The organism is Enterococcus sp. AZ179 (assembly GCF_050498885.1).
Lineage (GTDB): Bacteria > Bacillota > Bacilli > Lactobacillales > Enterococcaceae > Enterococcus_D > Enterococcus_D entomosocium.
On sequence record NZ_JBMHEO010000001.1, the window covers coordinates 1,667,464 to 1,689,220 of the forward strand.

Sequence of the window (21,757 nt, forward strand, 5' to 3'; positions counted from 1 at the left end):
AGAGACCCAAATTTACGCGGGCGCTACTTCTATTTTTGTTTTGAAATATTTCCAGTGCTTGTAGCTGACGATGTATTCAGCGACACTTCCATCTGCTAAATAGGAGTGCTTGACTTGTTTGACCGCAGGCTCTCGGAAGCTCAGTTGCAATAAGTTCAACAATTCAGCGTCATCAGGAAAGACGATTTCGTTGGTTTCAACAGAAGCCAATGAGAAAAGGTCGATCGCAAAGTCTTTTCGGACCCGCTCATAAACACTAGCATATTGGTTGAGGTTTTTGGCGATCGGTTCTTTCATCAGCTTCTTCGGCAAATGAGTGATGTGAACCAAGAAAGGAACGTCGCCAAAATAGCGGACTCGTTTGATTCGGTAGTAGGAAGCACTGGCAGCCAATCCTAATTCTTTCAAAATCTCTGGGTCATTTCCTTCTTCCACCGCAAGGACCTTGACCTTTTCTTGGTCCAGTGAATGCAGCTCAATGTCGGAAAACTTCACACTCTGAGATACTTTTGCTTTTGAAACAAAGGTCCCTTTGCCTTGGATGCGATACAGATAGCCAGCACTCGTCAATTCATTCAACGCTTTGACTGCCGTGATCGAACTAACAGAATACATCCGCTTGATATCCGCCTCTGAATAAAACTTATCGCCGGGAATGAATTTATGGTCTTTGATTTCTTGTAAAAGATCTTGCTTGATCTGCTCATACTTTGGCAGCACAGTGGTTTCCCTCCATTCCATATGAATACATCAAGCATAACATGTTAAATCCTTTCCTGCCACTTAATTAGTGTAGAAAATTCGTTGTTTTCCAGTCTAAACAGGCCTGAAAAATAAAATTCAATATGTTAAGATATTAGGTTTACGAATGGCTTGCCATGTGGTATAGTATGCTTACAAGGAACATAACATGTTAAGTGGGGCGACCTGCGGAGTAGGAGGGAAATTAGTGGAAAACATTGTATTGATCAGTCATGGCGGCATGGCAGAAGGGGTCAAAAGCAGTCTGGAGATGATCGTAGGCCAGCAAGCAAACGTTCACACCGTTTCATTACGACCAGATAGTGACAATCTACAATTTGAGAAAGAATTGAACGAGAAAATGAAAGCCCTTAACGGTCCAACATTGATTATTGCGGATTTATTAGGAGGAACCCCGTGCAACGTTGCAGTCAAGAATTATTTAGAGGATGACGAAGTGGCGATCTTCGCTGGAATGACATTGTCCGTAGTGATCGAGGCAGTCGTCAATCAACGAGCGACGATCAAAGAGCTGCTTTGCTTAGCTAAAGAAAACATCGTTGATGTCAAAGCAGGGATGAACCAAGCAGAACAAGAGATTTTAGAAGAAAAGCAAGAGGAATTAGGGGATTACAGTGCGTATGCTGGGCAAGAAAATATCGTCAATAGTCGAATCGATGAGCGCTTGATCCATGGACAAGTCGCCGGTATCTGGTCCACCAGTTTAAACACGCAACGGATCATCGTAGCCAATGATGAAGCCGCCGTAGACCCATTACAAAAATCTTCTTTACGAATGGCAGCGCCAACTTCGATGCGACTTTCGGTCCTTCCGGTGGCAACGGCAGCCAAAAATATTCGCGCCGGTCGTTATGGAAAACAACGGTTGTTTTTGCTTTTCAAAAATCCCCAAGATGTTTTGCGTTATATTGAAGCAGATGGACCGATCAAAGCGATCAACGTCGGCAACATGAGCTACAAAGAAGGCGCACGGGAAGTGACCAAAAGCATTCAAGTACTTCCAGAAGAAGAGCCGATCTTTGAAGCGATCGCCGCAAAAGGCATCACCGTCACGGCACAGCTTGTTCCCAATGAACCATCGATCGACTTTATGAAGAAATTACGAGGATAAACCAGGCAGGGATTGAATCGAGGAGAATATGTAGCGGAAGATTTGTCAAAAAACGAGTGTTTTTCACGATTTATCTGAGGCGACATAACGATCGATAACTAGCCAGTTAAGACTCGTTCATACAATTAGGAGGAAAATTCATGCATTTAGCAGCGTATCAAATCATTCTTATTACTGTTTATGCTTTTATTGCTATTAATGATTCACTTATTTCCAATACGTTGACCCAACCAGCGATCGCCGGAATGATTTCTGGAATGATCATGGGGGACTTAAAGACCGGTTTGATGGTCGGTGGGACCTTACAGTTGATGCGTTTGGGGATCGCCGCATTTGGTGGTGCATCCGTCCCAGATTATTTTACCGGCGCAGTACTGGGGACAGCGTTTGCCGTGATCTCAGGAAACGGCGCGGAATACGGCATCGGCTTAGCAGTTCCAGTGTCCTTGCTGATGCTGCAACTGGATGTCGTGGCTCGTTTTTGTAACGTATTTCTACTTCACCGGATCGATAGAGCCATCGACAACATGCAAGTCAAACGAATCCCACGGTTAGTTTTATCGGGTTCTTTCTTATGGGGGTTGTCACGGGCGATTCCGATTTTATTGATGCTTTTAGCTGGAGATGCAGTCGTTACGACGATTACCGATAACACGCCAGAATGGCTGATGACCGGACTAAAAACCGCTGGTGGCGTCTTGCCAGTCGTCGGGGTAGCGATCTTATTGCGCTACTTGCCAACAAAGCACTACATTCCTTATTTGTTATTAGGCTTCTTTTTAGCTGCGTATCTGCAAGTACCAATGCTCGGCGTTTCCATCATCGGACTTGTAGCAGCAATGTTAGTCTTTAAACGTGATAGCGAAAAAGGCACGGTTGCAACGGCAGCTGCCGGAGATTTTGAAGGAGGATATGATGGCGATGAGTGATCAAAAACTGACAAAAAAAGAGTTGAATACCATTAGCTGGCGTTATATTTTGGCAAGCCAATTAAACTGGAACTATGAGCGAATGATGAGTTCGGGCTACCTTTACGGCATCCTGCCCGTCTTGAAAAAATTCTATGGCCATGATGAAACCCAGCTGCAAGATATGCTGCGGACCCACAATCAATTTTTCAATACCAATGCGATCTTTGGGAACTTGATCATGGGGATCGATGTCGCTATCGAAGAACAAGACGGACACAAAGCCAAAGAAACGATCATCGCCTTGAAAACGGCCTTGATGGGTTCCTTGGCCGGTGTCGGTGACTCCTTGTTCCACGTGATTTGGGGAACGATCTTTGGCTCTGTTGCTGGCACATTAGCGCAAAATGGTTCCGTCGTTGGTTGTGTCATCTGGATCATCGCCAACATCGCGTTACTTTTCGGTCGGGCAGCATTGCTTCCCTTAGGTTACAAACAAGGGGTCAAATTAGTGACGACCTTGAAAGACAAATTATCTGCCTTCACTAATGCCGCAACCGTTTTAGGGGTCACAGTGATTGGTGCTTTGATTCCCTCTGTCGTTAAAGCGACCGTTCCTTTCGTCTATAAAAAAGACGGCGTCGAATTAGTGATCCAAGACACGTTGGATGCCATCTTGCCATCCCTTGTACCTATCTTGCTCGTCTTGCTGACCTACTGGATGTTAGGCCAAAAGAAACTAAATTCCACTCGAGTGATTTGGATCATCTTGATCTTGTCGATCGTTTTGAGTGCGTTTGGTATTTTGGGTTAGGAAAGAATCATGGTGTAAAAGGAAATGGGCAGCTGCTGTGATTGTTTTGTAAATCGTATAAGCAGTTAGGGTAGTCAACCTGTTTTCTTTTAAGAATAGCTGAAATCAATGGAAAAGAGTGCGGAAATGAATTTCTTCACTCTTTTCCTATTCCACGAAATGATAGCGCTATCTTTTGCGCGGGGAAATAGGAGGAGTAAAGGATGGAAAAAGGGAAAAAATATCTGTTGATCATGGGGTGTTTCTTGTTGCTGTATTCGGTAGTTGGCGCCTCTCGTCTTTCTGGAAATGCCGAGGAACAAATACCCGAATTGCCGGAAGCAGAATCGATCTATCACTCGGATTTTTCTAACCAGAAAGGGTCTTGGCAAGATTTAGTCGGGAAAGCCGAAGTAGCACAAAATGCTACTGGTTTAATGATCAGTAATACGAAGCAAGGCACCAATCTGGAATCAGTAACGCTCAACAAAGATGCTCCCAAGCGGTCTTCAGGGGATTTTGAAACTACTTTCTTATATGAAGACCAAGCGAACATTGGGGTGGTCTTTCGCGCAGATGAACAAAAGACAGATCAGTGGCAATCGTTTGCTTATAATCGTGATGGGCAGTGGCAACTTGGTCAACCAGGTGGAAAATGGCTGACAGCTATTTCTGGACCTACTTTGATTGCGGGACAAAAATATAAACTCTTGCTTCAGTATGAGGGCTCGAGTTTTCGTGCCTTTTTAAATGATCAGCTATTTTATGAGAATCAAAAGGTAAACTATCCCAATGGTACGGCAATTGATGGGGACTGGTCCGGGTATGTGGGTATCCGTTTGTTTGGCAATTTATCTAAGCTGAAGGTATTATCGATGCGCAGCGGTCCTATCGGCAGCTTGCCCGTGGAAGATCATACAGCAGAATTTATGAAGCTGCAAGAAAAATGGCAAAATCAACTGGTTTCCGATCACTATGATCCAAATAATCCGACTATGGCTGATTACGTGCAGATGGTCACCTCAGAAGCTGAGGCGTTGTATCAAACCATAAATAAAGCATCTGATCGAACGAGCCTATGGCCCCTCGAACAAGGGAATACTGCTTCAGCGGATGTAACGACTCAATTTACAAAATTACAGAAAATGGCTTTAGCCTATGGCACGAAAGGTAGTTCTTTGTATCAAGATGATGCAGTGGCGACGACGATTATTGATGGGATAGATTTCATGGTCACTCGAAAAGGGTATGATGGGAAAAAGTACCATGGAAACTGGTGGGATTGGCAAATCGGTGTCCCGCAAAAACTGATCAGTACTTTAATGATTTTAGGCGCTGAGTTACCGTCCGAGAAATTACAGCAATACACTGCCATTATCAGCAGTTATGTACCAGATCCCTTCAAGCAATTGTATACGAAGACACAAGGCAGTTTTACTGAGCTTGCTTTTATTCCAAATTTTGTGACTTCTGGTGCTAATCGTACAGATCTCGCGCTTACTGTATTAGGCTTGGGCATTTTGCAAAGGGACGCTGGGAAAATCACCCAAGCTTCAGCAAGTATCGAAGAAGTATTTCAGTTAGTCACAAAAGGCGATGGTTTTTATAAAGATGGTTCCTTTATTCAGCATAATACGATCCCTTATACTGGTTCTTATGGAAATGTACTGATCAAGGGTGTGGGACAAATTCTAGCTATCACGCAAGGATCAAGTTTTGAGATGGACGCTGATCTCGTACAAACGTTTGTTAAAAATGTTGATCAAGCATTCTTGCCGTTGATCTATCAAGGAGAAATGCTGCCGTTGGTCAATGGTCGTTCGATTTCAAGAGCTCCAGCCAAAACCAAAGCCGGCTATGGCTCATCAACAGTCTATAATTTGTTGATCGTATCCCAATTCGCACCAACCCAATACCAGCAAAAATTCCGTGAAGCTGCCAAGTATTGGCTCAAAGAAAATCCAGACTATTATTTGACGAATGCAAGAGACTTCAATGATTTACAAATGACAATGAATCTCTTGGCAGACCCATCGATTACAGGGGATGCATTACCTTTTACGGGAACAAAACTGTACGCTTCAATGGATCGCTTTGTTCAACGAACAACTGATTATATGGTGGGTTTAGGACTATATTCCAGTCGCATTTCTTCCTTTGAAGCTGGCAACAAGGAAAACAAGCGTGGGTGGCATACAGCAGACGGGATGCTCTACCTCTATAATGATGATCAAGTTCAATTCAATTCTAGCTATTGGCCGACCGTCGATCCATATCGCTTGCCAGGAACAACCGTGGACACCATACAATTAGCGGATGAAAATTCAGCTTTTACAACGGTAACGTCTCCAGAAAAGTGGGTAGGCGGTGTGGCTTATGATGGTGCAGCTGCGGTGGGAATGGCATTAAACAAAACGGGTACAAAAAATAACGGGAATGTTTTACCTATGAACGTGCGGGCAAAAAAATCGTGGTTTATCATTGATGGGCAGATTGTCGCTTTAGGTGCGGGAATCACTGGTGATACGACAGCTTCTATTGAGACGGTCGTGGATAATCGCTTACTAAACGATGCGTATACTTATCAAATCCTTTCTGATCAAGGAAGTATTGATCAGTTAAATGAAACAAGTAGCAAGCAGTGGTTGTTGTTAGACTCCGATCATTCCCAGGCCAATATCGGTTACTATTTTCCAGAAGAAACGACAGTAAACGTGGTAAGTGAAACACGAACAGGCAGCTATACAGAAATCAATGAGGCCTTTCCAAGTAATGCGGTTTATACCGGAGAATATCGAAAATTCTTGATCAATCATGGCAAAAATCCCATGGAGGATCATTATGCGTATGTCATGTTGCCAGGTATCAATGAAACAGAACTGACTGCCTATGCCCAAGAAGAACCGCTGGAGATTTTAGCCAATACCTCGGAAGTTCAAGCAGTAAAACTTGATCAAACTGACTATTTAGGTATCAATTTTTGGCAGAATGATGGAGGTAGTGTCGCCGATATTACTACTAACAAACCTCTTTCATTGATTAGAACAAGTAGAGAAGGCAAAACCATCTATGCCTTTTCTGATCCAACTCAAACAACGACGACCATGACCTTAAAATTGCCAAAAGACTACCAAAAAATCGTTTCTCAAAGCGATGGAATCAGTTATGATGCTTCGACGAATCTATTTACGGTGAACTTTGCGGAGCAAGACGGTGGAAATAAAGTGATTGTAGTCGAGTAAGGTGTTTCAATGCTATCTGTCTCATCATCAGCAGCTAGGGATCAATCTCTAGCTGTTTTTTGTCAGCTAGAAAATGATACGATGAAAGGCTAAACATAGACTTTTCTTTGACTATTAATTCCTTTAACTACTTTTCAAGGGCCGAGGTTTTGTCAAAAAAATCCTCACAGAAAATGCTGAAAACTTGCGCATTAGCATGAAACGTTTGCTAATTTTCTTCTTACTTAAAAGGCGTATGTTTGCCACTAAAGAATGTATCTAAGATTGCAAGCACACTTTTCCAAGATTGCAGTGGCAACTTTTCAAGTAAGAATTGGTAGCGAATTTATCCGAAGGCGCGGCGATTAACAATATACTCTTCTCCATCAATTTCAAAAAGATAATAGTGTTGACCATAAATAGAAACAATATCTTCAGTAACTGAAACAGTTCTATTCATAAGATTATTACTAGAAATTGTTCCTACATACGGATCTCTTGGGGACAGAGACAGTTTATACAAATTATAGTTACCTGTTATTTCAACTGTTTGATCGATGAAAGTAACGCCAGAAATTTTTCCAGCAGGAGAATCTAAAAAGATTGAGGCAATTTGATTAGAACGATGATTATTCAAATAATAGATTTTATCCCTATTATTAAGGATATTTAGTATCGCATATTTGTTGAATAATGGGACAGCAGGAAGTATCCCCTTAGAAATTGAGTCCGCCGTTTTTTGCGCTGCATCCAGCATCTCTTGATTGTTGCTAACCTGGGCATCATATAAATCAGCCATCACTGATCCATTGTCATGTTGGAGACCTAAAGTATGCCCCATTTCATGTCGGATAGTTGAAACCAGCTGTACGTAGCCGGAGGTTCCTTTTCCAGATGATGCGTCATTTAAAGCAGCTTTATTCAAAAATATTCTGTTCGTACTATTCCCCCAACCAAATCCGGAGTACCCCATATCTGCATAGGAATCGCCATCCGTTGATTGCAAAACTAAATCAACTTGGTTATCTGCTGCATTTACACTTGATTTTTCGACAATTACCGATCTCCCAATCGACTGATTCCATGATTGCGCAGCTTCATTGACAGCCTCTTGGTAGGTTTCTCCTAGTGAGTTTGAGTCGTAAATGATGGTACCGTATTCGTTAACACAAGTAGCTGTACCATACAATATTCCAGGATAGTAATAATCAACAATAGGCGTCTTCGCTATGTCGGCTGACTTTGCATCTACAGAAATTGTTCCTATAGAGTAAATTAATGCAATTAAAAATAACGAACGAATTCTTGAAAAATTTTTTTTCATTGTTTTCCACTCCTTAAACTTGTTGACTTGATTTCATACAGATAATTCCAAAAATCTTTTTCCCATCTATCTTGTATGGAAAGATGCTCCCAGGGCATCGAATTTTTTTCAAATTCAACGAAATGTCGAATCTTTATATTTTTTCTAGCTTTTTCAATTTTCAAAAATTTGAGTGGATTCACATTTTTTGCCCAATCAAATAACCAATGATCATCTTTCTGGTAATTGTATTCATAAGGCAACAACTCAACACTTCTCTCACAAAGAATGTTTAAAATGGTTTGATCTAAATACAAGTATTCATTCTTATTTATCATACGTACTATGGCTTCTGGTCGTATCTGTTCATTGAACACAACTACATTAAATAAAATAACTCCAGAATTGAAGTAATTCTTCATAGTTTTTACGCCAAAATATTTAAAGCTGTCCTCTGTATCACTTATAACTGAGAAGTAGAAGTCTCTAACTGCAGCAATTGATTTTTGATCAGGGATCAAATCAAAGAAATTGGATACGTCATCGTATACAATAGTGTCATTATCTAAATAGAGAATGTAATCATAATTGCTAAAATATGAAGGTAGAAATAATCTCCACAGAGTGACTTCAGGAAAACGCGAATTACTATAATTCTTTATTTCGTTTATTATTTTAGGTGGATACCAAATAGTAATAATTACATTTTTTTCTCCATATAATCTAGAAATACTTTTCAATTTCAGTATTTCTTCGTTCCCTAGTTCATTTACAACTACTAATATATCTAAAGGTTCATTCCCTTCATAAGTATTTACTATTGACGCAATGGATACTGCAGCTAATTGAATATGTGACCCCGTAACACAATAAACGACAGCTTTCTTCTTCATAGTTCATGTCCACCCTTTTTAGTGTTTTTTATTTTTTAATAAAAACCTTCTATAGAAACTTAGGCAATAAAAGCATTTAAGCTTATTTTATCGTATCTGATTTCCAATATGAGCGTTAGTCCCACTATTGGGATTAACGTAGTTAACGAGAATCAACAATTTCTTATCGTATTTTCCCAAAAGGGTTGTCAGATTAAGCCTAAATCAAAAATCCCGTCAGAGAAATCTGACGGGATTTTGGTGGTGAACCTAGGTAAAACAGGTCATTGTTATCCATTCCAAGTGAACTAAAAAACTGTTAAATCAATATTTCGCAACCAAGTGAGGTTGCTACTTTATTCCCACTCCACAGTAGCAGGTGGTTTACTCGTAATATCATACACGATCCGATTAACGTGTGCGACTTCGTTGACGATGCGGACGCTGATTTTTTGTAGGACTTCCCATGGGATGCGGGCAAAGTCAGCGGTCATGCCATCGATTGAAGTGACTGCACGAATGCCGACGGTATAATCGTAGGTCCGGCCATCACCCATGACACCGACGGAGCGGATGCCTGGTAAGACGGTGAAGTATTGCCAAATGTCGCGATCTAAGCCGGCATTTGCGATTTCTTCCCGCAAGATTGCGTCCGAGTCGCGGACGATCGTTAGTTTTTCTTCTGTCAATTCGCCAAGGACACGAATACCTAGACCTGGTCCAGGGAATGGTTGGCGCCATACGATGCTGTCTGGCATGCCAAGTTGAGTCCCTAATTCACGGACTTCGTCTTTGAACAAGGTGTTCAATGGTTCGATCAATTTGAATTGCATGTCTTCAGGTAACCCACCCACATTGTGGTGTGATTTGATGGTTTGAGCAGTTTCGGTTCCTGATTCGATGACGTCGGTATAAAGGGTTCCTTGGGCAAGGAAAGAAACGCCTTCATCGCCAGCTAGTTTGGTTGCTTCATCATCGAAGACATACACGAATTCATTCCCGATGATCTTGCGTTTTTCTTCAGGATCAGAAACCCCAGCAAGTTTTGATAGGAAACGTTCTTTGGCATCAACTTTGATGATGTTCAAGCCGAATTTGCCGCCTAAGCTTTCCATTACTTGCTCGGCTTCCCCTTTACGCAAGAGGCCGTGGTCAACAAAAATACAAGTCAGTTGATCGCCAATCGCTTTTTGTAAAAGAACACCAACGACAGAAGAATCGACCCCGCCGGAAAGACCAAGCAAGACTTTTTTGTCGCCCACTTGGTCGCGAATTTTTGCGATTTCCATATCAATGAAGTTGTCCATTGTCCAATCACCTGTACATTGACAAACGTCAATGGCAAAGTGACGCAATAAGTCGTTGCCGTATTCTGAATGGCGAACTTCTGCGTGGAATTGGATACCGTACATTTTGCGTTCTGCATCTTGGATAGAAGCAATCGGGCAATCTTTGCTCGTCGCCACAACGTCAAAGCCTGCAGGTGCTTGAGTGACCAAATCCCCGTGGCTCATCCACACGGTTTGGGTTGCGGGCGTGTTTTGGAAAAGGGCCGCTGCATCAGAAGTGACTTCCAATTCTGCTTTGCCGTATTCACGGTTTTTGGCTGGTTCAACTGTTCCGCCTAATTTATAAGTAATCAACTGCATGCCGTAACAGATCCCTAAAACTGGGATGCCTAAATCAAAAATTTTCTCGTCGATGCCGAAAGAGCTCTCGTCGTAGACGCTGTTTGGTCCGCCAGATAAGATGATCCCTTTTGGATTCATCGCTTTTACTTCTTCAGCGGTAATGCGGTGGCTCAATAATTCTGAGAAAACACCGAACTCACGAATACGGCGTGTAATCAGCTGGTTGTACTGACTACCGTAATCAAGTACGATAATTTTTTCGACGTTTGGCAAAGTGTCAACGTTTGTCACAATAAATTACCTCAATTCTTTTAGTTTTTATTGAAAAAAGGCTGGGCCTTTTCAACAGCATAATTATAAAAATGAAGCGGTCAATACTTACGCAAGAACACTTCATCGATCAAATGGTGCTTTGTTTTATGAAGAATTATATCGGCTCTGCTGCGTGTAGGCAAGATATACTCGTGTAAATTCTTTAAATTCACATTTTTCCATACTTCTTTTGCCATTTTAATCGCTTCCTTGCGATCCCCGATCGCATATTGGTAATAATAATTGCTGGGATCTTGAAAGGCAGTGTCTAGTAATGATTCAAATCGTTCCAAATACCATTTTTCGATCAGTGCCGGTTGGGCATCCACGAAAATTGAAAAATCAAAAAAGTCACTGATATAGATTTGTTGGTTGGCAGGCAATTGCAGGGTATTGATGCCTTCCACAATCAAGATATCTGGTTGACTGATCGTTTCATACGTATCAGGAATAATATTGTAGACTTCATGGGAGTAGACGGGGATCTGAATGTCTGGTTCTCCTGATTTGACCGCATTCAAAAAGTTGATCAAGGCTTCCATATCATAACTTTCTGGAAATCCTTTGCGATTCAAGCTGCCGCGTTCCTCCAAGACTTCGTTCGGGTACAAAAAGCCGTCAGTGGTGATCAGTTGGACGGTTCTACGGGGAAACAAACGGGCCAACAAATTTTGGACGAGTCGTGCGGTGGTGCTTTTGCCGACGGCGACACTTCCAGCGATGCCGATGATAAAAGGCGGCATTTTAACATAGCGGTGTAAAAAGAGTCCCTTGCTGAGGGTCAATGATTCAAACTCTTTCATATAAAGATGGATCAGATGGCATAAAGGCACGTAAACATCTTCCACATCTTGGACCGAGATCCGGTCGTTCAAACTTTTGATATTATCCAATTCTTCTTGAGTGAAAGGCATCATGCCGTTCGTATAAAACCCTTGCCATTGCTCACGAGGAATTTGATAAAAATTCATGGTTTCTTGCATAGTAGGCTCCTTTTTTGCGGCATCATCGATTTTTATTAGAAGCGATAGGCCACTGTTCGAAAGTATTTTACCATAGAAACCCGCAGAACTTGGAAAAAAGACATGATTTCCTTTGCAGAAACAACAAAAAACTGTTTTTTCGTTGTTTTTTTTGCTGGGCGTTTACTTCTGGCTGTTTTTCGGTATGATTAGAAAGAAACAGCAGACAAATCTTGCACGCCTTTTTACTGGTGTTTTCACTATGTTCACTCGTTCAAATAGAAGAAACAAGGAAAAAACCAGTAGAAGCCAGTAGAAAAAACAAGCGAAAAGGGAATAGAAGAAAGGAGCATAAACATGAGTAATCACTACTATACAGAAAATCCTGATACGGCCCATGATTTTGAACAGTGGTCGTTTGAATTAAGAGGAAAGAACTTTCATTTTGTGACAGATAGCGGGGTGTTTTCCCGAGACACGGTGGACTACGGCTCGCGGGTGCTGATCGATGCGTTTGAGTGGGCGGAGCTGCCAGAAGGAAGTCTGCTAGACGTTGGGTGTGGCTATGGTCCTGTTGGCTTATCGTTGGCTTATGCAAGTCAGCGACCTGTCGAGATGATCGATATCAATCAGCGGGCAGTGGATTTGGCAAAAGGCAATGCCCAGCGTAACGGCATTGAACAGGTAGATATCCATCAATCCAATATCTATGCCCAATTAAATCAACCTGCTTATGCGGCGATCCTCAGCAATCCGCCGATTCGGGCAGGAAAAGAAGTCGTTCATGAGATTTTGACGGGGGCGTTTCCGCTACTAAAAACAGGGGGAACTTTAACGATCGTGATCCAAAAGAAACAAGGGGCGCCGAGTGCTCAAAAGAAAATGCAAGAGACCTTTGGCAATGCCGCAATCATCAAAAAAGACAAAGGCTATTACATCATTCAAAGCGTAAAAGAAGCGTAGCTGCTCTTTGATTCTCAACAGATCAAAGGCATCGCCAAGGCAAGCGCTGGTTAGTGGCAACTGGGCAGTTGGTTTCTCAAAAAGCCTATTGCCAGCAGCCTTTCGGGCAATTGCAGCGTCGGTTAATCAGCTGTCTGTAACATCGGACTATTTTTGATCAACGAAAAAGAAAGTCGCACACTTGTTGAAAGTGTGCTATTTTTTTTGAGAAAAATTTGCTACACTTTAGGCAAGAGAGGAGAGAAGCAGATGAAATTGACGATTAAACAGATTGCTGAAATGGCTGGCGTCTCTGTCACGACCGTGTCGCAGATCCTAAACAATAAAGGCAGCCGTTTTAGTGAAGAAACCCGGAAGCGGGTCTTAGATATCGTAAATAAATATCACTATAAGCCGGATTTTTTTGCTTCGAATCTTATCAACCGCCATTCAAAAACGATCGGAATGATCGTGCCTGATGTGACGGATTTCTTTTTCTCTAAAGTCATTGAAGGGGCGGAAAGTTATTTCAATCCACTAGGTTACATGCTAGTGTTATGCAATTCGCGCCACAGCCAAGAAAAAGAGGTTCAATATTTGAATGAACTGTCTCATCGTTCGGTAGATGGTATCTTATTAGCGACGCCGCATTTACTGCCGGAGGATTATTCCTTGAAGAGCGGGTTCTTTGATGACCGACCAATTATTTTAGTCGATCGCGGGATCAATCAGCGGGACAATGGTCGTTTAATCGTGAAAGAATACGAAGGTGCCTACCAAGCCGTCAGTTATTTGATCAAAAACGGTCACCGCAACATTGCGATGCTCAAAGAAATCACCGGCTACTATCAATTAGAGGAACGGTTCAATGGCTATCGCCATGCCTTGAAGGATCATCAGATCCCTTTTAAAGGCCGATATGTAGAAAATGCTGAATTAACGGTTACCGGCGGGTACGAAGCAACGAAGGAATTATTAAAGTACAAAGAGATCACAGCATTCTTCTGCGGTAACGACGCCATGGCGATCGGCTGTTATCAAGCGATTTATGAGGCGGGCAAAAAAGTACCAGAAGACTATTCGGTGATCGGCTTTGATGCCTTGAAATTATCGGAATACATCACACCACCGCTTACCACGGTCATGCAGCCGACCTTTGAGATCGGTTTTACCGCAGCAAAGTTTTTAGTGGACGCCATTGAGTTTCCGACACGGCGAATTCCAAATAAGATTTTTGATACAAAATTAATTATTCGTGAGAGCGTGAAGACATTGACAAGCGAGAAATAATGCGGTATATTTCTTCTTGTAAGTGTTTTCATAGTTTTGCGATATTTAGTAAACTGTTTTACTAAAGTGGTTTACCCTACGAAAAATTATTGTATAATGTTAAAGGAAGCGAGGGTCATTTCGATGCGAATGGTGGATTTAATTGAAAAGAAACGTGACGGCAAGTCATTAACGAAGGAAGAAATTGACTACATTGTAACTGCGTATACTGAAGATAGTATTCCAGATTATCAAATGAGTGCCTTGTTGATGGCTATTTTTTATGTAGATATGACAGATGAAGAGATCACGAACTTAACGCTAGCAATGGCAAATTCTGGTGAAGTGATCGACCTATCCTCAATTGAAGGAATCAAAGTCGATAAGCATTCGACTGGTGGTGTTGGTGATACGACCACGTTGATCCTAGCGCCATTAGTGGCTAGTGTTGGCGTACCGGTTGCGAAAATGTCTGGCCGCGGCTTAGGCTATACCGGAGGGACGTTAGACAAGCTTGAAGCGATCCCTGGATTTAAAATCGAGCTTTCTGAAGCCGACTTTATCCGATTAGTCAACGAAAGTAAAGTGGCCGTGATCGGTCAATCAGGAGATTTAGCTCCTGCGGACAAAAAACTGTATGCCTTACGAGATGTGACGGCAACGGTTAGTTCGATCCCATTGATCGCCAGCTCGATCATGAGTAAAAAAATCGCGGCAGGTGCCGATGCGATCGTGTTAGATGTAACCACAGGCGATGGCGCCTTTATGAAAAACTTGGAGGATGCCAAACGCTTAGCCCAAACGATGGTCCGCATCGGAAAATTGGCAAATCGCCAAACGATGGCAGTCATTTCTGATATGTCACAACCTCTAGGGGAAGCGATCGGGAACAGTTTGGAAGTGGTGGAAGCTATTGAGACACTGCAAGGAAAAGGACCGAAAGACTTGGAAGAAATGTGCTATGCACTGGGCAGCCAAATGGTCGTTTTAGCGAAAAAAGCTGATTCATTGGAAGAAGCACGCCAACTGTTGGAAGAAGCCTTGCATTCAGGCAAAGCGTTAGAAAAATTCAGACAGATGATCACAGACCAAGGCGGAGACGCTTCAGTGATCGATGACCCGAGCAAGATTTTGACAGCGAAATATGAAGTGGAAGTCCCAGCGAAAACTAGTGGCGTGGTGACGAAATTAGTTGCCAATGAGCTAGGGATCGCGGCGATGATGTTAGGGGCAGGTCGTAAGACCAAAGACGAAGACATCGACCATGCAGTGGGCATCAAATTGCATAAGAAAGTTGGCGAATCAGTAACTGAAGGAGAATCGCTATTGACGATCTACAGCAATACCGAAGCAATCGAGGATGTCAAAGCATTGATCGACCAAAATATTGAAATTGGGGAAGATGGCGCAGAACCGCCATTGATCCATGACATTATTACAGAATAAGGAGCGAATAAAAATGGAATTGAATCGCATGATCGACCACACGATTTTGAAAGCAGACGCAACGGAGGAAGATGTTTTACGAATCATCGAAGAGGCAAAAACCTATCACTTTTATTCTGTCTGCATCAATCCAACGTGGGTTTCATTAGCGGCAGAAAAATTACAAGGCGAACCAACGGCTGTTTGTACCGTGATCGGCTTTCCTTTAGGGGCAAACACATCTGAAGTCAAAGCTTATGAAACAACAGATGCGATCAAAAATGGCGCAGATGAAGTCGATATGGTAATCAACGTAGGTGCCTTGAAATCAAAACAATACAAAAAAGTTCAAGCAGACATCGAAGCAGTCGTTGAAGCGGCCAAAGACAAAGCGCTTGTCAAAGTAATCATTGAAACAGCGTTATTAGACAACGAAGAAATCGTCAAAGCCTGTGAATTAGCCAAAGCAGCCGGTGCAGATTTCGTGAAAACCTCAACTGGCTTTTCAACTGGTGGGGCAGTCATTGAAGATGTTCGCTTGATGCGTGAAACTGTAGGACCAGAAATGGGTGTCAAAGCTTCCGGTGGTATCCACAACGAAGCAGAAGCGGCAGCTATGGTCGAAGCGGGCGCAAACCGCTTAGGAACAAGCGCAAGTGTTGCCATCGTGACTGGCTCAACAGGTGCTGGCTATTAAGCCTAGCATTAAGTGAAGTAGCAAAAATTAAAAACAAGAGCGGGGAAGACAATGACAATAGCGAAAAAAGAGTGGATCGACACCGCCGTTTCCGCCTTAGATAAAGCGTATGTGCCGTACTCTAAGTTTCCGGTCGGTGCTTGTCTCGTTGCCAAAAATGGGACGATATATCAAGGGATCAACATTGAAAATGCCTCATATGGCTTAACAAATTGCGCAGAACGAACGGCTTTTTTCAAAGCCGTTTCTGAAGGCGAAAAAGAGTTTCAACATTTGGTTGTGGCGGGTCATACGCCAGAACCGATCTCTCCTTGCGGTGCTTGCCGCCAGGTCATGGTGGAATTTTGTGCGCCAGATATGCCGGTGACCTTAGTCGGCGATGATGGTGTGATCAAAGAAACCACGGTAGAAGGCCTATTGCCTTATTACTTTACGAACAAAGATTTATAAACCATGTTCATTCAGTCGATGCGGCTGTTGAAAAAAACTATATTTTTAGGGGGCTTTACAGCAATGAAAAAAGCAAAATTATTTAGTTTAGGTATTGTTGCAGTAGCTGGGTTGACTTTACTTGGTGCTTGTGGCGGAGGAAATTCAGGTTCAACTGATTCAACTGGTGGCGGTTCTGCAGACGGTACGACTGATGCAGCGCATAGTGTCGCAATCGTTACCGATATCGGCGGGGTGGATGACCGTTCATTCAACCAATCCGCATGGGAAGGCTTAGAAGCATGGGGGGAAGAACACGGGATCGCTCGCGGTGCTGGTGGTTATGACTACGTGCAATCAAATGAAGCATCAGAATACACAACAAACGTAAATGGTGCCGTTCAAAATGGTTTCAAAACGATTTTCGGTGTGGGTTACTTATTGAAAGATTCAATCGCAGCAGCAGCTGACCAAAACCCTGATACACAATTCGGGATCATCGATGATGTGATCGAAGGCAAAGACAACGTTGTTTCAGCAACATTTAAAGATAATGAAGCAGCTTACTTAGCTGGTTATGCTGCAGCTTATACAACCAAAACAAACAAAGTCGGCTTCATCGGTGGTGAAGAAGGCGTCGTTATCGACCGTTTCGAAGCTGGTTTCACAAAGGGTGTTCAAGACGCAGCTGAAAAACTAGGCAAAGAAATTACCATTGATTCTCAATATGCAGCATCATTTGGTGATCCTGCCAAAGGAAAAGCATTGGCAGCTTCAATGTATCAAGGCGGCGCTGACGTAATCTTCCACGCATCTGGCGGTACTGGTGCAGGTGTCTTCCAAGAAGCAAAAGCAATCAACGAACAATTGAACGAAGCAGACCTAGAAGACAAAAAAGTTTGGGTCATCGGTGTGGATAGCGATCAACAAGACGAAGGAAAATTCACAACTGCTGACGGCAAAGAAGATAACTTCACACTGGCTTCAACATTGAAAGGTGTTGGCGCAGCGGTACAAGATATCTCAACTCGTGCGTTAGAAGATAACTTCCCTGGCGGCGAACACATTGTTTACGGCTTGAAAGATGGCGGTGTAGACATTACTGAAGGGTTCCTTTCAGATGATGCCAAAGCAGCGATCGAAACAGCGAAACAAGACGTGATCGACGGCAAAGTAGAAGTACCAGAAACACCTGAAAAATAAAGTGGTTCTTTTCGGTTATCTTGCCCTAGCCTAGGGCAAGATGATCGTTGTTGGATTACTATGTTGATGAAAGCTACGGGTTTTCATGAGGATAGTAATCATCCTAAGCAATAGCAATTATTTTTTTGACATGACGAATGGTTTGTATAAGCGAATTAGAAAGTAAGGATGTGAGTAATTTGGCTGAGGAAAAATATGTTGTAGAAATGCGTCATATCACCAAAGAGTTTGGAACGTTCAAAGCCAATGACGATGTCAACTTGCAAGTAAGGCCAGGAGAAATCCACGCATTGCTTGGTGAAAATGGAGCGGGCAAGTCGACCTTGATGAATATGTTGTCAGGATTATTGGAACCAACATCTGGTGAAATCTGGATGAATGGTGAAAAAGTGAATATCACGAGTCCGACCGCAGCAAACAAATTGGGGATCGGTATGGTGCATCAGCATTTCATGCTGGTAGACGCCTTTACTGTAACAGAAAATATCATTTTGGGAAGCGAACCCCATCATCTCGGTGTGTTAGATCGCAAGAAAGCCCGCAAAGAAATCAAAAAAGTTTCTGAACAATATGGTTTATCGGTTGATCCAGATGCCTATGTGCGTGACATCTCTGTCGGGATGGAACAACGGGTAGAGATCTTGAAAACTCTTTACCGCGGCGCAGATGTACTGATTTTTGATGAACCAACGGCAGTTTTGACACCGCAAGAAATCGAAGAGCTGATCGAGATCATGCGCGGATTGGTGCGTGAAGGGAAATCGATCATCTTGATCACCCACAAACTGGATGAGATCAAAGCGGTGGCAGACCGCTGTACAGTTATCCGTCGGGGGCAAGGGATCGGCACTGTCAATGTCAAAGACGTCAGCTCCCAACAGTTGGCCGATATGATGGTTGGTCGTTCTGTGTCCTTCAAGACACCGAAGAAAGAGGCGTCACCAAAAGAAGTCGTGCTTTCTGTTGAAAACTTAGTTGTAAAAGAAAACCGTGGCTTAGAAGCAGTCAAAAACTTAAGCTTAGAAGTACGTGCAGGTGAAGTATTGGGGATTGCTGGTATCGATGGCAATGGGCAATCAGAGCTGTTACAAGCCATCACTGGTTTACGGAAAGTCGAAAGCGGCAAGGTCTTGCTGAATGGCGATGACATCACCAACTTCAAGCCTCGGAAAGTCACCGAAGCCGGCGTTGGTCATGTGCCAGAAGACCGCCATAAATACGGGCTTGTCTTGGATATGATGTTATCAGAAAACATCGCCTTGCAAACCTACTACAAAAAACCTTTGAGTAATGCAGGTGTCTTGGATTATGGAGAGATCAACGAGTTTGCTCGTGACTTGATTCAAGAATTTGATGTACGAACAGTCAATGAGATCGTACCGGCACGGGCATTGTCCGGCGGGAATCAACAAAAAGCGATTATCGCACGAGAAATCAGCCGCGATCCTGATCTATTGATCGTTGCCAATCCGACCCGTGGGTTGGATGTCGGAGCGATCGAATTTATCCACAAACGCTTGATTGAACAACGGGATAAGTTCAAAGCTGTTTTATTAGTCAGCTTTGAATTAGATGAAATTTTGAATGTATCAGACCGCATTGCTGTTATTCATGCTGGTGAGATCGTTGGGGTCGTTGATCCGAAAGAAACATCAGAGAAAGAGCTTGGCTTGTTGATGGCAGGGTACTCCTTGGAGGAAGCAAGACGAGAGCTGCAAATGGAGGAAGTAGGTGGTTCGGTTGAATAACCGCAAAGAAAAGATCCGCAATATATTAGTGCCGATCATCGCTGTCTTGTTGGGATTCGTCCTTGGCGGAATCATCATGGCGGCCTTCGGCTACAGCCCGATCACAGGGTATACACAAATGTTCCGGACCGTTTTTATCAACGGACAAACAGGTGGGTTAAATGCCCGCAACATTGGTGAGATTTTTGTTACAGCAGGACCATTGATCTTTACCGCTCTTGGATTTGCCGTTGCAAACTCAGCGGGATTCTTCAATATCGGTCTTTCTGGTCAAGCGCTAGCAGGTTGGGTTGCCAGTATCTGGGTCGCACTAGCGATGCCGGATGCGCCTCGGTTGGTGGTCTTGCCATTAGCCGTGATCGTAGGGGCGTTATGCGGGGCGATCGCAGCTGCGATTCCTGGGTTCCTACGGGCATTCTTTGGTACGAGTGAAGTCATCGTGACGATCATGATGAACTATATCTTGCTTTATACGGGGAACCATTTAGTCAATAATGTGATGAGCGAATCCATGATCACGACAAAAGGGGTCACGAAAATGGTGGGGGAAAATGCCTCCATGCAGACCCCGTTTCTAGCAAGCATCACGAGCAACTCTCGCTTGAACTTGGGGATCTTCTTAGCTTTAATCTTCTTAGTTTTGGTTTGGTTCTTGATGAAAAAAACCACTCTTGGTTATGAGATCCGCGCGGTGGGCTTGAACCCAAGCGCTTCTGAATATGCTGGGATGAGTAGCAAACGGACGATCATTATCTCCATGATCATCTCTGGAACACTTGCCGGATTAGGTGGAGTCGTTCAAGGACTAGGAACGTTTGAAAACTTCTTCGTTCAAGGGTCATCATTAAGCATCGGGTTTGACGGTATGGCTGTATCCTTGTTAGGAAGCGGCTCATCGATCGGAATCTTGCTTTCAGCCCTCTTGTTCAGTATTTTGAAATTAGGTGGACAAGGCATGCAGTTTGCAGGTATTCCATCTGAATTAGTTGATGTTAATATCGCAATTATTATTTTCTTCGTAGCGATCAGTTTTGTGATTCGTTTCTTGTTGGCAAAAATCTTTGACGGCAAAAAAGAAGCGCTGGTCGTACAGGAGATTGAAGCCCAACCAAACGATCAAGATCAGGAAGGAGGAACCATCTAATGGATATTAGTTTAATTTCTTCGATCGTCACTCAAACATTGATTTATGCGTCTCCTCTGATTTTGACGGCGCTAGGTGGCGTGTTCTCAGAGCGAAGCGGGATCGTTAACGTGGGTCTTGAAGGAATCATGGTTATGGGTGCTTTTAGCTCGATTGTTTTCAATATTGAATTTGCGTCACAATTTGGTGCGTGGACACCGTGGTTAGGGATGCTCGTCGGCGGACTTGTCGGTGTGGTTTTCTCCTTGCTGCATGCGGTGGCAACCATCAACTTCCGTGCAGACCACATCATCAGTGGTACGGTGATGAACTTGATGGCACCAGCTTTGGCCGTGTTCTTAGTTAAAGCGATCTACAACAAAGGGCAAACCGATAACATCCAACGGACATTGGGGTATTTCAATTTCCCGATTCTTAAAGATATTCCTATCATTGGCCCGATTTTCTTTAATCAAACGTTCTTACCGGCGTACTTCGCTATTTTGATCTCAGTGATCGCGTGGTTCGTGATTTTCAAAACACGCTTTGGGTTGCGTCTTCGTTCTGTCGGTGAGCATCCTCAAGCAGCTGATACCTTAGGGATCAATGTTTACGTGATGCGTTACTCAGGCGTCTTGATCTCTGGATTCCTTGGTGGGATGGGCGGTGCCTTGTTTGCTCAATCGATCGCGGGTCGCTTTGCTGTGACAACGATCGCCGGTCAAGGGTTTATCTCGATGGCTGCGATGATCTTTGGTAAATGGAATCCACTTGGTGCGATGGGAGCAGCGATTTTCTTCGGTTTCGCGCAAAACATCAGTATCGTAGGTGGCCAGCTGCCAATCATCTCTTCCATTCCAGCAGTTTACTTACAAGCTGCGCCTTATGCCTTGACGATCATCGTGCTCGTTCTTTTCCTTGGAAAAGCTGCTGGTCCGAAAGCTAACGGGAAGAACTACATTAAATCTAAATAATTTTTTCAGTATGAAAGGGTGGGGCTATGGGACATGAATGTGTTGCTGTGTCCTGCCCTTTTTCTATCCTCT

18 protein-coding genes are annotated in these 21,757 nt (G+C 43.2%); 13 read left to right on the top strand and 5 right to left on the bottom strand.

The features are described 5' to 3' along the window. Nucleotides 1-12: 12 nt before the first annotated feature. Nucleotides 13-720, bottom strand: a complete 708-nt coding sequence (locus IGI88_RS07900) for a GntR family transcriptional regulator (RefSeq protein ID WP_429960333.1) — start codon at nt 718-720, stop codon at nt 13-15. Nucleotides 721-910: 190 nt separating this feature from the next. On the opposite strand from IGI88_RS07900, the gene IGI88_RS07905 reads away from it, so the two are divergent. The 4 genes from IGI88_RS07905 to IGI88_RS07920 all read left to right on the top strand — a co-directional run bounded on the left by IGI88_RS07905 (nt 911) and on the right by IGI88_RS07920 (nt 6,816). Continuing rightward, nucleotides 911-1,873 carry a PTS mannose/fructose/sorbose transporter subunit IIAB gene (locus IGI88_RS07905; RefSeq protein WP_005232610.1) on the top strand — a complete coding sequence of 321 codons (963 nt, stop codon included), beginning with the start codon at nt 911-913 and terminating at the stop codon, nt 1,871-1,873. A gap of 140 nt (nt 1,874-2,013) precedes the next feature. Further along, on the top strand, nt 2,014-2,802 hold the full coding sequence (locus IGI88_RS07910; protein WP_005226797.1) for a PTS mannose/fructose/sorbose/N-acetylgalactosamine transporter subunit IIC: 789 nt from the start codon (nt 2,014-2,016) through the stop codon (nt 2,800-2,802). Further along, entirely contained in the window at nt 2,786-3,595 is an 810-nt protein-coding gene (locus IGI88_RS07915; RefSeq protein ID WP_005226799.1) for a PTS system mannose/fructose/sorbose family transporter subunit IID, read from the top strand. Before IGI88_RS07910 ends, IGI88_RS07915 begins: the two co-directional genes overlap by 17 nt. A 203-nt stretch (nt 3,596-3,798) precedes the next feature. Beyond that, a complete protein-coding gene (locus IGI88_RS07920) occupies nt 3,799-6,816 on the top strand; it encodes a polysaccharide lyase 8 family protein (protein WP_086332895.1) in 3,018 nt (1,005 codons plus the stop codon). A 325-nt stretch (nt 6,817-7,141) separates the two neighbouring features. Here the strand turns inward: IGI88_RS07920 and IGI88_RS07925 are convergent, their stop codons facing one another. From IGI88_RS07925 to coaA, 4 genes are all read right to left on the bottom strand, one after another. Next, complete coding sequence (locus IGI88_RS07925) at nt 7,142-8,119, bottom strand: matrixin family metalloprotease (RefSeq protein ID WP_005232595.1); 978 nt, start codon at nt 8,117-8,119, stop codon at nt 7,142-7,144. After that, a complete protein-coding gene (locus IGI88_RS07930) occupies nt 8,116-8,991 on the bottom strand; it encodes a glycosyltransferase (protein ID WP_016611513.1) in 876 nt (291 codons plus the stop codon). The genes IGI88_RS07925 and IGI88_RS07930 overlap by 4 nt, the downstream gene beginning before the upstream one ends. A gap of 335 nt (nt 8,992-9,326) precedes the next feature. After that, on the bottom strand, nt 9,327-10,892 hold the full coding sequence (guaA, locus tag IGI88_RS07935; protein ID WP_429960334.1) for a glutamine-hydrolyzing GMP synthase: 1,566 nt from the start codon (nt 10,890-10,892) through the stop codon (nt 9,327-9,329). An 80-nt stretch (nt 10,893-10,972) separates the two neighbouring features. Then, nucleotides 10,973-11,896, bottom strand: coding sequence for a type I pantothenate kinase (gene coaA / locus IGI88_RS07940; RefSeq protein WP_005226828.1), 924 nt, complete (start codon nt 11,894-11,896; stop codon nt 10,973-10,975). A gap of 336 nt (nt 11,897-12,232) precedes the next feature. On the opposite strand from coaA, the gene IGI88_RS07945 reads away from it, so the two are divergent. From IGI88_RS07945 to IGI88_RS07985, 9 genes are all read left to right on the top strand, one after another. Further along, a complete protein-coding gene (locus IGI88_RS07945) occupies nt 12,233-12,838 on the top strand; it encodes a class I SAM-dependent methyltransferase (RefSeq protein ID WP_429960335.1) in 606 nt (201 codons plus the stop codon). Between the two features lie 249 nt (nt 12,839-13,087). Then, nucleotides 13,088-14,107, top strand: coding sequence for a LacI family DNA-binding transcriptional regulator (locus IGI88_RS07950; RefSeq protein ID WP_005226832.1), 1,020 nt, complete (start codon nt 13,088-13,090; stop codon nt 14,105-14,107). A 123-nt stretch (nt 14,108-14,230) separates the two neighbouring features. Continuing rightward, a complete protein-coding gene (locus tag IGI88_RS07955; protein ID WP_429960336.1) occupies nt 14,231-15,532 on the top strand; it encodes a pyrimidine-nucleoside phosphorylase in 1,302 nt (433 codons plus the stop codon). Nucleotides 15,533-15,545: 13 nt separating this feature from the next. Further along, a complete protein-coding gene (gene deoC / locus IGI88_RS07960; protein ID WP_008376411.1) occupies nt 15,546-16,208 on the top strand; it encodes a deoxyribose-phosphate aldolase in 663 nt (220 codons plus the stop codon). Nucleotides 16,209-16,259: 51 nt separating this feature from the next. After that, entirely contained in the window at nt 16,260-16,658 is a 399-nt protein-coding gene (locus tag IGI88_RS07965) for a cytidine deaminase (protein ID WP_005226837.1), read from the top strand. A gap of 63 nt (nt 16,659-16,721) precedes the next feature. Then, the gene (locus IGI88_RS07970) at nt 16,722-17,840 is read left to right on the top strand and encodes a BMP family lipoprotein (protein WP_034872080.1); all 1,119 of its coding nucleotides are present in this window, start codon (nt 16,722-16,724) and stop codon (nt 17,838-17,840) included. Between the two features lie 137 nt (nt 17,841-17,977). Beyond that, nucleotides 17,978-19,588 (top strand): ABC transporter ATP-binding protein, encoded by a 1,611-nt coding sequence (locus IGI88_RS07975; RefSeq protein ID WP_005232559.1) that lies wholly within the window; start codon nt 17,978-17,980, stop codon nt 19,586-19,588. Then, nucleotides 19,581-20,732: an ABC transporter permease gene (locus tag IGI88_RS07980; protein WP_005226844.1), complete on the top strand. Its 1,152-nt coding sequence runs from the start codon at nt 19,581-19,583 to the stop codon at nt 20,730-20,732. Before IGI88_RS07975 ends, IGI88_RS07980 begins: the two co-directional genes overlap by 8 nt. Beyond that, nucleotides 20,732-21,685 carry an ABC transporter permease gene (locus IGI88_RS07985; protein WP_005232556.1) on the top strand — a complete coding sequence of 318 codons (954 nt, stop codon included), beginning with the start codon at nt 20,732-20,734 and terminating at the stop codon, nt 21,683-21,685. The genes IGI88_RS07980 and IGI88_RS07985 overlap by 1 nt, the downstream gene beginning before the upstream one ends. Nucleotides 21,686-21,757 lie beyond the last annotated feature (72 nt).